The sequence below is a fragment of the Paenibacillus sabinae T27 genome (genome assembly GCF_000612505.1).
In the GTDB taxonomy this organism is placed as follows: domain Bacteria; phylum Bacillota; class Bacilli; order Paenibacillales; family Paenibacillaceae; genus Paenibacillus_AQ; species Paenibacillus_AQ sabinae.
The window spans coordinates 3344547-3358695 of the sequence record NZ_CP004078.1 but is presented as its reverse complement, the minus strand read 5'-3'; the positions used below and the strand labels follow the sequence as shown (position 1 = coordinate 3358695).

At 53.1% G+C, this 14149-nt stretch carries 13 protein-coding genes; 6 read left to right on the top strand and 7 right to left on the bottom strand.

What is annotated here, in order from left to right:
• Window positions 1-338: 338 nt before the first annotated feature.
• From PSAB_RS15450 to PSAB_RS15425, 6 genes are all read right to left on the bottom strand, one after another.
• On the bottom strand, window positions 339-1115 hold the full coding sequence (locus tag PSAB_RS15450) for an ABC transporter permease (RefSeq protein ID WP_025335487.1): 777 nt from the start codon (window positions 1113-1115) through the stop codon (window positions 339-341).
• A 40-nt stretch (window positions 1116-1155) separates the two neighbouring features.
• Window positions 1156-1947, bottom strand: coding sequence for an ABC transporter permease (locus PSAB_RS15445; RefSeq protein WP_025335486.1), 792 nt, complete (start codon window positions 1945-1947; stop codon window positions 1156-1158).
• Between the two features lie 16 nt (window positions 1948-1963).
• Window positions 1964-2836, bottom strand: a complete 873-nt coding sequence (nifH, locus tag PSAB_RS15440; RefSeq protein ID WP_038595963.1) for a nitrogenase iron protein — start codon at window positions 2834-2836, stop codon at window positions 1964-1966.
• A gap of 74 nt (window positions 2837-2910) precedes the next feature.
• Window positions 2911-3996 carry an ABC transporter substrate-binding protein gene (locus tag PSAB_RS15435; protein WP_025335484.1) on the bottom strand — a complete coding sequence of 362 codons (1086 nt, stop codon included), beginning with the start codon at window positions 3994-3996 and terminating at the stop codon, window positions 2911-2913.
• A gap of 282 nt (window positions 3997-4278) precedes the next feature.
• Entirely contained in the window at window positions 4279-5037 is a 759-nt protein-coding gene (locus tag PSAB_RS15430; protein ID WP_025335483.1) for an ABC transporter permease, read from the bottom strand.
• Between the two features lie 39 nt (window positions 5038-5076).
• On the bottom strand, window positions 5077-6156 hold the full coding sequence (locus PSAB_RS15425) for an ABC transporter permease (RefSeq protein WP_025335482.1): 1080 nt from the start codon (window positions 6154-6156) through the stop codon (window positions 5077-5079).
• Window positions 6157-6707: 551 nt separating this feature from the next.
• On the opposite strand from PSAB_RS15425, the gene nifB reads away from it, so the two are divergent.
• Entirely contained in the window at window positions 6708-8063 is a 1356-nt protein-coding gene (gene nifB / locus PSAB_RS15420; protein ID WP_025335481.1) for a nitrogenase cofactor biosynthesis protein NifB, read from the top strand.
• Window positions 8064-8307: 244 nt separating this feature from the next.
• Here the strand turns inward: nifB and PSAB_RS15415 are convergent, their stop codons facing one another.
• Window positions 8308-9069 (bottom strand): DeoR/GlpR family DNA-binding transcription regulator, encoded by a 762-nt coding sequence (locus PSAB_RS15415; protein WP_025335480.1) that lies wholly within the window; start codon window positions 9067-9069, stop codon window positions 8308-8310.
• Window positions 9070-9266: 197 nt separating this feature from the next.
• Here PSAB_RS15415 and PSAB_RS15410 point away from each other — a divergent pair, with 197 nt between their 5' ends.
• The 5 genes from PSAB_RS15410 (at window position 9267) to tnpB (ending at window position 14043) form a co-directional block, all read left to right on the top strand.
• Window positions 9267-9887, top strand: a complete 621-nt coding sequence (locus PSAB_RS15410; RefSeq protein WP_338045048.1) for a YhbD family protein — start codon at window positions 9267-9269, stop codon at window positions 9885-9887.
• Entirely contained in the window at window positions 9888-10589 is a 702-nt protein-coding gene (locus tag PSAB_RS15405; protein ID WP_025335478.1) for a hypothetical protein, read from the top strand.
• On the top strand, window positions 10582-11253 hold the full coding sequence (locus PSAB_RS24635; protein ID WP_025335477.1) for a hypothetical protein: 672 nt from the start codon (window positions 10582-10584) through the stop codon (window positions 11251-11253). The genes PSAB_RS15405 and PSAB_RS24635 overlap by 8 nt, the downstream gene beginning before the upstream one ends.
• Window positions 11254-11289: 36 nt before the next feature.
• Complete coding sequence (locus PSAB_RS15395) at window positions 11290-12819, top strand: MDR family MFS transporter (protein ID WP_025335476.1); 1530 nt, start codon at window positions 11290-11292, stop codon at window positions 12817-12819.
• Between the two features lie 135 nt (window positions 12820-12954).
• Entirely contained in the window at window positions 12955-14043 is a 1089-nt protein-coding gene (gene tnpB, locus PSAB_RS15390) for an IS200/IS605 family element RNA-guided endonuclease TnpB (RefSeq protein WP_025335475.1), read from the top strand.
• The last annotated feature ends 106 nt before the right edge of the window (window positions 14044-14149 follow it).

The window sequence follows — 14149 nt, the reverse complement described above, 5'->3', positions numbered from 1 at the left end:
GGCTGTGGCTAACAATAAAGGAGCAGATCGTCCCTTGCTGCAAGGAGCGGTCTGCTCCTTTTGTGTTCATTAATGGAGGGAATTGACGGATGAGGAGCGGTGGAGCCGAGGATTCCGGATAGCAGGAGGACTGACGGAAACTTGATGCCGGATTACCGCTGCTCGAAAGGGACGGTGAGCGGCCGAAAGAACAGTCAATTGTACCAACAACAGGCAGAGCCGTCCCTGGGCGGCTCTGCCTGTTGTGCCAAGCATTGCTTGCGATTTTCTCTTGCGATTTTTTCTTGCGAGCTTCTCCCGCAAACTGCTAGGCGGCAAATGGTTCCAAGCTCCAATGTTTAGTGAAGCTGTGACGCTTCTTTCCATACCAAGAATCGCTTTTTCAGTCTGGCGAACAACAGGTTGATGATAATGCCCAGCACGGTGATGAACAGGACGATGCCGTACATGAGCGGCAGATCATAGCGGGCGGTAGAGTTGATGTAATACCATCCGAGTCCCGTGCTGGCGCCGATTACTTCAGATGCGATAATCATGAAGAACGATAACTGGGCGGCAAATTCAATACCGATAAAAATATTGGGTGCGGTGAACGGCAGGACGACCTTGGTAAACAGCTCTCTGCGCGTAGCTCCCATGGACCGTGCCGCCCGCAGCAGGTTGTAATCGATATCCTTGGCTCCGGACATCGTATTAAACAGTACGGGCCAGAGCGCAGACCAGAAGATGACGACCACCTTCTCCGAAGTTCCGATTCCGAAGAAGATCATGAAAATCGGAATGATCGCGAAAGGGTTCAGCTTCTCGCAGGTGCGCAAGAAAGGCAGCAACGCTTTTTCCGCCGAACTAAAAAAGGTGCCGAGCAAAAATCCGAGCGGAATACCGATAATGAGCGAGAGCAAGAACCCGAGCAGCACCCGGTACAGGCTGATTAGTGTCTGCTCCAGCAGCAAGCCGGAGAATACCGAGCGGAAGATGGCTAGAATCGCGTCGCTGGGAGGCGAGATGACGCCCTTCGGAATGGTTCGGGCGCCGATCTCCCAGAAGATGAAGAACAACAGGATCGGAATACTGCCGATGCCGATTTTTTTAAGCTTGACTGCGGTAGAATTCATGAGACTCGTCTCGTCCTCCTTTGCTTAAGTTTAGATCCGGCTAGGCCGCGGCTTTATTGCTTGATTCGGGGGCCTGCCTCCAATGCAGCACTGCACTCTCTAGGTATTCAAGCACATAATTGAGCACCAGACCGACGCCTGCAACCATAATGGCACCAAGGTAAATGCGCTCGACAAACCCCATGCTTTGGGCATTGTGGATCATCCAACCCATACCCGAATCGGCGCCCATGCTCTCCGAACCGATCAGCATGAAGAAGCTCATGGTCAGTCCGGTACGGAGTCCGGTGATCAATGTCGGCGAGGCGCCGGGCAGGATGACCTGTGTGAAGATCACCAGCTTGCTCGCATTCATGGATTTGGCCGACCGGATCAGCAGCGGATCGACATTCTGAATTCCGGCTATGGTCGTGAACAATATCGGCCAGAACGACGACCAGAAGATGACCGTATAAATGCCTCCCTCGCCGATTCCTACAATGATAACGAAGACCGGAAATAGAATAAACGGCGGGATGCTGGAGAGAAATTTGGTCAGAGGTTGGAGAAATGCGGCCAGCTTCGGCATGGCTCCGGCCAGAATAAAGCCAAGCGGCAGGGCCAAAACGGTAGCCAGGACAAAGCCGACAAACACTCTTTTCAGGCTAATGGATATGTAGAGAAAAATGTTCGTCAGTCCCAGTTCGATTCCGGTCTCCACAATCCGGGAGAAGGGCGGGACAAATACGTTGCTAACGAGTCCCAGCCTCGGCGCAAGCTCCCAAACGATCAGCACCAGGAAAAAAAGATAAAAGCTTAACAATCTCTGATGAACCGAAATGATCCATTTCATTGCGTTTCCATCCTCCTTACTTGGGGGCTTGCGTCTGCAGAGCCGCCTCCTCATCCTCGACCACACCGAAATCAATCAGCAGACGTTCCAGTTCGTCCATATCGATCGGAGTGGGAACCGTCAGCTTCTCATTGTGCAAAATTTTCTCGGCCAACTGCTTGTATTCTTCAGCCTGCGAATGGTTCGGATTGTATTGGGTAACCGTCATTTTTCTCAGCTCGGCATGCTGTACCACGTTGTTGCGCGGCACAAAGTGGATCATCTGGGTATTCAGGCGACGCGCCAGTTCGCTGATCAGCTCTTGCTCGCGGTCCGTATTGCGGCTGTTGCAAATCAGTCCGCCCAGCCGAACGCCGCCGCTTTGAGCATATTTCAGAATGCCGCGGGCGATATTGTTGGCTGCGTACATGGCCATCATCTCCCCGGAGCAGACGATATAGATTTCCTGCGCTTTGTTCTCGCGGATCGGCATCGCGAACCCGCCGCAGACAACGTCGCCCAGCACGTCATAGGAGACGATATCCACATCCTCATAGGCGCCCTGCTCCTCCAGAAAATTGATCGACGTAATGATCCCCCGGCCTGCGCAGCCCACCCCCGGCTCCGGACCTCCGGATTCCACGCAGAGAATACCTCCGAAGCCGGAGGACACTACGTCCTCCAGCTCCAGATCTTCTACACTTCCGAGTTTGGCGGCAAGATCAAGCACGGTCTGCTGCGCTTTGGTGTTCAGAATCAGGCGAGTGGAGTCGGCTTTCGGATCGCAGCCCACGATCATAATTCTTTGGCCGAAATTGACGGCCAGCTGAGCCAGGGTGTTTTGCGAAGTGGTGGATTTGCCGATTCCTCCTTTGCCGTAAAATGCGATTTGTCTCAGTTTTTTAGTCATAATCGGGTTCTCCTATCTATTGGTTGTAATTAAGCAGTTGAAAAAACGCCGATTTCTTGTTGCATGATGGCATTTTAGTTCGGGTCAAACTGGGTGGTGATCAGGTCGTCGACCTTCAGCTGATCCTTCTTCAAGGCACCGGATACGACAAGATCATCAATCCAAGGCTGGATCAGCTTGTCCTGAAATCCTTTGCCGGTGTAATAGTAGTGCACGGCGTTTACCGGTTGGCCGATATAGTCGCCGGTCAGCTTGATCGCTTCTTCCTCATGCGCCGGGTTGACGATCCAGTCCTGAGCTTTCTTTATCGCGTTGACGAAGCCCTGGACTGCTTCGGGATTATCCTTGATAAATTGATCCGTGAAGTAGTAGAAGGTTGTGCCTGCCGCTTCGCCGAGTCCGGTATCCGCCGTGTCGAAAACTTCGATCAGACCAGAGTCCTTTGCCAGTTTGTAAAAAGGTGGATGGACGCCGACGATGTCAATATTACCCTGCTGGTTCGCCTGCAAGGCCGCCGTATCGCTTTCGAAAGCAACAAACTTGATTTGATCACGACTAAAGCCCAGATGGTCGAATGCGTTGGTGGCGATGAAGGTTGTGCAGCTCGGTACGGTGCCGTTGATCGTAATTTTCTCACCTTTCTTCTTCTTGATCAGCTCTTCCAGTGAAGAAACACCCGCCTTGGGGCTGACATAGAATTTCATGTGATGATATTTTTCATCCACATCCGGCTTCGGTTCAACTCCGCCGATCGTAACGCCCTTGATTTTGGCCCCGCCGGCGATATAGGTGGCGATGTTGTTAACATGGGTGCTGGAGACATTGTTCGTTCCGTTCAAGATGGAAGGAAGCACTTGAGCTTGAGTCAATTCGCCGGTATATTCCACATTGATCCCTTCCTCGGCGAAAAAGCCTTTTTTCTCGGCAATCACCCATGGTGTGGAGGAGCAGTTCACCTTGGTGTCGGTTTTGATGGTGTACACCTTCTTGCCGGATTTGGCCGGGTCAAACCCTGCATCCTTTAAATGCGATAACCCTGCGGCGCCTTGGATGCCGAGTCCTTTCTTCGTCTGGCCCAAGTAGCTGCCCACGCCGATTCCTCCTATCACCAAAGCGGCGATTACGGAAACAATAACCCATTTCTTTTTACCAGCTGCCATTTCCCTCACTCCTAATAATTTTAATTTAAGTAAAAATTTAACATTAAAAGATGCAACTATTCAGCCCTTCATCACCTGCCTTGGTTTAGTATAAAAAAAGAGACTAAGCGAACTTCCCGGGGGGAAGAACGTTAGTCTCCAGCTAACTGGTCAACTTTCTTTAATCCGATAAATCATATGAGATTTATGGATTAAAGCTTATTCTAATACTTTCATGATTGTCAACGCATGAAATTACAGAAAACGTCCAGTTCAAAAATTTGTAACATTTTATCTGATTTGTTATTTTATAGCGGGGTGGACTAGCCGTTTGCCTGCCGCTGACATGATTCCGTCCAGCACGATGGCCAGGACCGCAATAATCAAAACTCCAGAGAACATCTGCACAATCTGATAATTGGCTTGAGCCGTATAAATCATGAAGCCCAGGCCGGAGGTGGACCCCATCATTTCAGCCGCGATCAGAAACAGCAGCGCATAGCCCGCAGCCAGACGCGTCCCGGTCAAAATGGAGGGGAAGGCTAAAGGAAGCAGGACCTTCGTCGTCAGCCGAAGGCGGCTTAACCCAAATGAACGCGCCGCTTTGACAGTGTCTGCGTCGGCATGGATCATCCCGGACAATGTGCTGAACATAATCGGCCAAATACAAGCCCAGGCGATAATCGAGACTTTCGTGGGCTCGCCGGCTCCGATGAATACGATGATGATGTGAAACACAACAAACGGATTGATGTGAGAGAGCCACTCCAGCACCGGCCCGAGGGCTATACGGATCATGTAGGGCCAGCCGGCCAGAGCTATTCCGAGCGGCACACCTGCAATCAGGGCGATGGCCAGTCCTCCGGCGGCGCGCCCCAGACTAATCAGCAGATGGTGCGCCAGGGCTCCTGTTGCCGCCTGTTCGCCGATGTACTGAAGCACCTTCGTAAGAGGAGGAATGAATTGGGGGTCTACCCATTCGAATCTTGCACTGACTTCCCACAGGACGAGGAAGGCGATTACGGCAGCATAACGATTGCTAAGCTTGGTTAACACATTCACTTACGTTCCTCCCGACACAATTTATTGCCGCCAGGTCTGTCACGGATGTCCGGACTGTACCGGTGAAGCGGTTGGCGCAGTATGGCCTGAATGACCGGATTGCCCGGCGGCAGGCAGCGAATGCTCATGAGACATGTGGCCGCTGTGCCCGCTGGCAGAGGGCGAAGGCACATCGCCCTCTCCCGAGAAGCTGCCGTTAGTTTTGCTCAGCCAGCTTGTTGACGCGCCGCCAGCCACGAGAAGCAGCAGCATAGCGGACAGTACGGTCACTGCAAAAATACGGTTTGGCCTTCTTCGAGGCGTCTGTGGGGCGGGCGATGCGCTCCATGCGGATTCGAGAGGCTTCCAGAAAAACAGATCGCGTTCCAGCTTGCGCAATACGGCGCTCAGAGCGACGCCAATCAGGGAAATACATAGCCCAACGGCAAAGATTGGCGTTGTAGCATACGGAGACGAGTAATAATTGCTGGACCAATGAAGCAGCCAGCCGAGACCGGCCAAACCTCCCAGCATTTCTCCGGCCACCAGAATAGCCAACAGCAATATAATCGACGTACGGACCCCCAGCAAAATAGAGGGGGCCGCCCCCGGCAGTATGATCTGCAAGAACAGCCGCGAGGGAGAGGTTCCCATACTGCGCGCCGTTTTCAGCAAGTCCGCATCTATATTCTGCACACCGACAATGACATGGTGAAGCAGAGGCCAGAACGCCACCCAGGCGACGATGATCAGCTTCGCCTTTTCCCCGATCCCGAAGAACAGCAGAAATACCGTCATGAGCGAAAAGGGATTGACCTGGGCCAGAATGCGGAACAGCGGGTTCAGTCCTGCAGCAAGACCGGGCAGCCAGTACCCTAGAATCGCACCTGCCGGCACGGCTACCAGTGCTGCCAGCCCAATGCCTGCAACCACACGCCACAGTGTGGCTATCGTATGGCCAAGGAGATGCTGGTCCCGCAGAAGAGCCGCGATCTCCTGCAGCACCGCGGACAACGGCGGGAAGAAAGTCGGATTCACGAGCCCGCTTCTCGGCAAAACCTCCCACAGAATACAGAGAAGGGCGATGCCGGATAAACGCAAGCAGACGAGCAGCAAAACCGGGATATTCCTGGTTGCCATGAAAGTAAAACCCCCTGTTCGTTCTATAAATCCTATTTATCTCATAAGTTTTGTACAGTTTAGTTTTGTCAACGAATTGTTGTCAATAGATTTACTGGCTGGATTCGGATCGGAATTTGACGGAATCAAGAACATTCATCAGTCATTGATTGCCGCTCGCCGCTGCTTATCCATGGCTTGTTACATTCGCCGTTGACAGAAACTGGGGCTCGTTCTATAATACGTTAAGTATATAGGGATTGTGGGATAATAAACACGGCCGACCGAATGTCAGGAAGCCGGATGACTGCAGCTGCAGTTGTCCGGCTTTTGTCGCTTTAAACGGGTTATCGGATTCCAGATGATGTTGCTCTATCGGGATATGCTTCGGCGGATTTGCATAGAAACAGCGTGCCGATCCGGAATGGAATGTGAATGGATTCACGATTATAGGCGCCGCATCGACATCGGGGGAAACCGGATGTCTGAAATGGAAAGGAGGGTAGTTCGGGGCATCGTCTTCGCGGTGAAGGGAGACGCTGGATAAAATTGACGAAAAGGTGGTGTTCGCGTTGGCGAACGAATCACGCCATCCTTGTTACGACGAGATGGCGCATCATTATTTTGCCCGCATGCATGTGGCGGTAGCGCCAAAATGCAATATCAACTGCAATTATTGCAATATTAAATATGACTGCGTCAGTGAGAGCCGCCCCGGCGTCGTCAGTAAGGTGCTTACGCCGCAGGAGGCTTACGCCAAGGTGCGCAGTACGCTGGCTTCGCTGCCGCAGCTGACCGTGGTCGGCATCGCGGGACCCGGAGATCCGCTGGCCAATCCGCGGGAGACGTTCGAAACCTTCGGCCTGCTGTCCGAAGGCCTGCCCGATCTGCAGCTGTGCCTCAGTACCAACGGGCTGAAGCTGCCCGATTATTCGGAGGATATCGTCAGGCATCGTATCGCCCATGTGACCGTGACGATCAATGCTGTCGATCCGCAAATCGGGGCAGAGATATACCGCGCTGTGTTCTACCGAGGCAAGGCCTACAGAGGGAAGGACGCTGCAGAACTGTTACTGCACAACCAGCTGGAGGGCATCCGGCGGATCGCGGAGCGCGGCGTAAAGGTCAAAGTCAATTCCGTGTTGATTCCCGGCGTTAATGACAGCCATCTGATCAAGGTGACTGAGGCGGTCAAGGCAGCAGGCGCTTTCTCGCATAACATTATGCCGCTGATTCTCTCACCGGGAAGCGTATATGAAAAAGAGGGACGCAAGGAGCCCGCTCATTCGCTGACGCTTCAGGTGCAGGCGCGCAGCGAGGAGGTTATGCCGGTAATGCGGCATTGCCGCCAATGCCGCGCCGATGCGGTCGGGCTGATTGGCGATGATCTTGGCGTCAAGACCGAGAACTCGCCGGCCCGGGAATACGACCCGGCAGCACGCGAGGAGCTGCTTATCCGGCTGGACCGGACGGCCGCGGAGCGCAAGCGGCGCGAAGCCAATGCGGGAGAGCAAGGAGAGCGCGGAAGTCTGCGCATCGCCGTGGCGACGCGCGGCGGGGGCCAGGTGAATGTGCATTTCGGCCATGCACGCGAGTTTCTTGTCTACGAGGTGTCCGGGCAAGAGCAGAAGCTGCTGGGCGTTCGGCGGATTCAGGCTTACTGCAACGGCAAGGCCGAATGCGGGGAAGCAGACAAGGAGGCGATTCTGGATGAGACGGTGGAGCTGCTGCAGGATTGCTCCATCGTTCTCTGCGCCGCGATCGGTCCCGGTCCGTCCGAGCGGCTGGCCCGCGCCGGTCTGACAGTGCTGGCGCGAAAGGGAGAGATCAGCAAGCTGCTGGAGCAGTGCGCCAAATATCACCGCTTCTTCACTTCCATATCCTGCTCCCCATCGGAAGCCTGCCCGTCCGCTGCGCAGCCGCGGTGACGGTCCAGGAAGATTAAGCGGGCTTCGTAGCTTAACCGGCCCCGCGGCCCGCTTCGAATATGAGATCAACCCTCCCGAATCTCATCAGATGGATTCTCGTGTATGCGCTCGCCTTCTAGCTGTTATCCGTCGATAACGGCGTGGCGACCCGCTTACACGGACAAGCAGAGCGCGTTCCCGCCGGACGAGGTGGGAACGCGCTCTTTTGACTATTACCCGCATTGAAATGGTATGATCGGGGTCCCTACTCGTCAGCGACGACCAGCTTGATCTCATGCTCCAAAGCGTACTGCAGGTAATCGTCCCCAGGCATGCTGCCGGTAATCAAGTAGTCGATATCTTCCAGATTGCAGTACGTCATTAGCGCGTGCTTGCCGAATTTGCTGTGGTCCGCGAGCAAGAAAACTTCCCGGGATTTATGAGTCACAATTTGCTTGATTTCACTTTCGAGCGGTGAAGAGTTGGTGACGCCGCCCGAGAGCGAAATTCCGGATGAAGCCATAAAGGCTTTATTAATGTTGTATGCTTTCAGCAAATCTGTGTTTTTGATGCTGGCAAAAGATTTCGTCTTGCGTTCCAGAACGCCGCCGGTTGAGATTACGTTCAAATTGCCATAGGGAAGGGCGCCTAGGATGAAATCGAGATTGCTCGTAATAAGCGTCAATTCAAGGTGCTTGATAAACTCAAGCATTCCCAGAGTCGTCGTGCCGGAATCGATATAAATGATATCTCCGTCGTTTATAAAGCTGGCTGCCGCCTTGGCAATTCTTTGTTTTTCGGAACGGTTGCGCGTCTTTCTTTCGTTGAACGAGAGGAGGGGCGTGAGCTGTACAGCCGTTACACCGCCATAGACCTTCTTGATCTCTCCTCCTTCGACCAGCTCCTGAATATCTCTTCGAATCGTATTTTTGGATACATTGAATACATTGACCAGTTCATCGAGCGTCGCGGTGCTGTGTTCCATAATATACTGCTGAATCTGCTTGATCCGTTTGGGCTTCAGCATGTCCATCCATCCTTAATGTACCGAATTAGGGTTATTATGCTGCGAATAGGTAAGTACATTATACCAACAAAACCCCAAGAGTTATCCACCCATCCGAAGAAACCGCAAGGATTGCCTTATGAATCCGGATTACTGTTTTACAACGTAACAGTGTTATGTTACAATGCTTCTGTGAGGTGAAACTGATGGAGGATGGGTTGATATCCAAAAAGGAGCTGCTGGATCTGACAGGCATATCATACGGCCAGCTGTACCGCTGGAAACGCAAGCAGCTGATCCCGGAAGAATGGTTTATCCGCAAATCTACGTATACCGGACAGGAAACCTTTTTTCCGAAGATGCTTGTGCTCGCCCGGGTTCAAAATATATTAAACATGAAAGATGATCTTTCGCTGGATGAACTCGCGAGCAGGCTCTCTGATACAGCAGGATTCAGTGATCTTCGTCTGACGGCAAAGACTATTTCAGAACGAAACATTGTTACGGATCTGACGTTGTCAACTTACGGCGCGGATGTTCGGGATAAGGATGGCATGTACGCTTTTGACAAGGTGCTTCATCTGGTTGCGGTAGATACTTTGCTGGCCAGCGGGGACATGAATCTGGACGAAGGCAGACTGCTGCTGCGTACTCTGGACAGACATGCCGACGAACTGAAGGGCAGACCGAGTGACTTGTATTTTGTCCGAAAAATGGGCGTTGCCCTGTTCATGCTCGCTCCGTCTCCAGCGGAACTGTTCTTCGATGAAGGCGTGAGGCTCGTTTCAAAGGTGGCGCTTGGCGATTTAATCGAGCAGTTGAAAGGAAGGTTGTCCTAAATGACGGAAACATTCAAGGAAGAAGGACAGCTCCCGGATCTGATTCTGAATGGGGTCGGAAGCGCCGGGGGAGGAAGCTATGATCAGGTTCTGATTGACGGTGTGGGAAAGGTTGTGGATTCGCTTACTGCGCGGTTATTCAAGGCGAACGGCCAGATTCGGGTACAAGGCGAACTTGAAGCCGGAGAAATGGAAGTAAGCGGCATCATGAACCTTGAAGGCTCTTTGAAGACAGGCCGAATGAAATTGGAGGGTATGCTCCATATTGACGGCAGTTTCAAAGGCGAGAGCTGTGCGCTGAACGGACTGGTGACCGTGCGGGGAGACTGTGAGCTGGAGGAGCTGAGAGGGGAAGGCGGGTTTACGGTTGAAGGTTTGCTGAGCGTTGGGCTTGCCGACATCCGCTTGAACGGAGCGTGGCAGGTCCGCGAAATCGGAGCCGAGAGTCTGAAGGTGCGCAGGGGTAACCACAGCAGGTGGAACCGGCTGATCGGAGGAATCATCCCGAAGCTCAAATCGGAGCTTAAGGCGAAGTCCATCGAGGGCGACCACCTGGATCTCGAATACACGACCGCGGATGTCGTCAGGGGTAATGACGTAATCATCGGAGAAGGCTGCAGCATCGGACTAGTGGAGTACCGCAGTGGATTATCGGTGCATCCCGGCGCACGTGTCGGAAAGGAAGTGAAGACCGGTGACTGATCTCGCCAAGCGCAATCTTAAAATTCTGGGGAACTCTTCGTCGGCGGGCGGCTCGTTTCAAAATATAGGCATAACGGGTGAATGCCGGTTCACAGGGGATGTGGACTGCGTAAAATTCACTCTGACCGGGAATACGGATATTGAGGGCAATCTTCGCGCGGAGGAAATCAAGCTAACGGGCGAATGTAATATCCGGGGCCGGATCGATGCCTTGTCGGTAAAGGGCCGGGGAGAACTAAGGGTTGATTCCCGGATGAAGGCGGAACGTTTCGGATATGAGGGACATCTTGAAGTAAAAGAAGACTGCGAGGCCGGAGAATTCAGACTTAGCGGCGTGTTCGAGATCGGCGGACTGCTGAGCGGAGACCGGCTGGATATCGGCCTGTTCGGGTACAGCCGGGCGGCAGATGTGGGCGGAGGCGCGATCCGGATCAAGCGGAGCAAAGGATTCAAGCTGATCACAATGGTTCATCCGAGCCGGGAAGCCCGCTTCGAGTGCGGAACAATTGAAGGGGATCTCGTCGAGCTTGAATATGCGTCGGCAGCCATCGTGAGGGGCGGAAGCGTCATTATCGGCCCCGGCTGCGAAATCGAAACGGTCGAATACAGGGAGTCACTGGAGATTCACAGGAGCGCGAAGGTGGGCCGCAAGGTAAAAGTGTAAGCCGATAAACAATAAAGAGATATTGGAGTGGAGATAATGAGTGGCAGCAAAAACAACCGTCTCGGTCTGGTCATCACAGGGCTTCTGCTTGGAATTCTGATGGCCTCCATGGACAGCACCATAGTGGCGACAGCTATGGGGAACATCGTCGGGGAATTGGGCGGTATGGACAAATTCGTCTGGGTCACATCGGCTTACCTCGTCGCCGAGATGGCGGGCATGCCGATCTTCGGCAAACTGTCCGATATGTACGGCCGCAAGAGATTTTTCGTATTCGGCCTCATCGTGTTTATGGGAGGGTCCGCGCTGTGCGGCACGGCGGACAGCATTACCCAACTCGCAATTTACCGGGCGGTGCAGGGAATAGGCGGCGGAGCGCTGGTGCCGATCGCCTTCACGATTATGTTCGATGCGGTCCCGCTTGAGTCGCGCGGGAAGCTGGGGGGCGCTTTTGGCGCGGTGTTCGGGCTGTCCAGTATCTTCGGTCCGCTGCTTGGCGCCTATATTACGGACCATATTGCCTGGCAGTGGGTATTCTACATCAATCTGCCGCTCGGCGTCGTTGCCTTTGTCCTGGTCGCTTTCTTCTACCAGGAATCGCATGAGCATTCGAAGCAGCCGATTGACTGGCTGGGCGCGGGCACATTGCTGGGAGCGGTAGTCTCCCTGATGTTTGCCCTGGAGCTGGGCGGCAAAGAATACGCATGGAACTCCCCGTTCATTCTCGGACTGTTCGGCGCGGCTGCCGTGCTCGCCGCTGTCTTTCTGTACGCCGAGACGAAAGCGGAGGAGCCGATTATCTCCTACGGATTGTTCCGCAAGAAGCTGTATGCCTTCAGCATTCTGATCGCTTTGTTCAGCGGCGCGGCGTTTATTGTCGCTTCGGTCTACATCCCGATCTTTATTCAGGGCGTGCTTGGAGGTTCGGCCACGAACTCCGGTCTGGTGCTGCTGCCGATGATGGTGGGCTCCGTCATCACGGCAACCGCCGGAGGCTTCCTGATGACCAAATACAGCTACCGCAGCCTGATGATTCCTACCCTTGTGCTGCTGGCGGCCGGAACCTGGCTTGCGTCCACGCTTCAGCCGGACTCCACGCGGCTCATTGTCACGCTCTATATGATCCTGATCGGTCTTGGCATCGGCGCGTCGTTCTCCGTTCTGAGCAACGCCGCCATTGACGGCCTGTCTGCCCGGCAGCGCGGATCGGCAAGCGCAACGCTCAACTTCCTGCGGTCTTTGGGCATGACGGTAGGCATTACCACGTTCGGCATTATTCAGAGCCATTATTTATCGAACCGGCTTAGCCATTTGTTCGCGGGAGCCGCTCAGGGCGGAGCCGGGGCGTTTGATCTGTCGGACCCCCATACGCTGTTGTCCCCGGATACGAGGTCGAAAATTCCGCCGGAAATATTGGATAAGATTTCACAGGGGCTGTCTTCCTCAATCACGGATACTTTCGCCTGGGCTATCATTCCGGCGGTTCTGGCTCTGCTATCCTCATTGTTCATGGGAAGCAGCAAGATGACAGGCACGGCAGAAGATCAAAAGGCCGCCGGGCATTAACCCGGCAGGCCTTTATCTTATAAAGCCGAGAAGACTCCTTCCTCTATAGGGAGGAGTCTTCTCGGCGTTTTTTTGCTCGAATGCGAACATATGTGCTATAATGGAAATATCCTACACGAAAGGAGGCTCTGTGGCATGTTGGTGCATAAAGCTTACAAATATCGCATCTATCCCAATCCCAAGCAACGGCAACTCATCCATCAAATGTTTGGCTGTTGCCGCTTTGTCTTCAATCATTTCTTAGTCCAATGGAACGAAACCTATGCAGCAACAGGCAAAGGGTTGTCCTATAACACCTGTGCCACACAGCTTCCTGCACTCAAACAGCAATTTGAATGGTTGAAATCGGTAGATAGCATTGCTTTGCAATCGGCGGTGCGGAACGTGGCAGACAGCTTTGAACGTTTCTTCAAGAAACAAAATCAGGCTCCGCGTTTCAAAAGCCGAAAGCATCCTGTGCAAAGCTACACCACCAAATACACCAATGACAACATTGCTATCGATGGAAACCGACTTAAGCTTCCGAAGCTTGGATGGCTTCGCTTTGCCAACTCCAGAGCGTGTGAAGGTCGCATTCTTTCTGCTACCCTGCGGCGCAATGCGGCAGGCAAGTATTTTGTATCCATTCTCTGCGAAGTGGAAATGAAACCTCTGCCGCAGATCGATAAGGAGATTGGCATTGACCTTGGACTCAAGGAATTTGCGGTCTTATCGGATGGGGTTCGGATTGCCAATCCCAAGGTGTTTCGCAAATATGAACAAAAACTTGCATTTTGGCAACGCCGCATGGCTCGCCGTAACAAAGGGGGCTCCAATTGGGAGAAAGCCAAACAGAAGGTTGCCCAAATCCATGACAAGATCGTCAGCAGCCGCCATGATTTTTTGCATCAACTCACCACGAAGCTGATTCGTGAAAACCAAACGATCAGCATCGAAAATCTGAGAGTGGCGAACATGCTCAAAAATCACCGGCTGGCCAAATCCATCGCCGATGCGTCCTGGAGTGAATTTGCCCGTCAGCTTTCGTATAAAACGGAATGGTATGGACGTACGGTGAAGGTGGCTGACACGTTCGCCCCAACGAGCCAAAGGTGTCATGTATGCGGCTATATCCATTCCGAAGTAAAGAAATTGTCTGTTCGGCAATGGGAATGTCCATCGTGCCATACCCTTCATGATCGAGATGAAAATGCCGCACAGAACATCAAAAGCCTTGCTGTTTAAACGTCAACCCTATCTTTCCTTTAGATATTTTGCTAAGGCAAAAATCTTAAACTGTGGGAAGATCGGTACAGATATTCCTTAGGAAAACTGTGGGAACCGCAGGGAT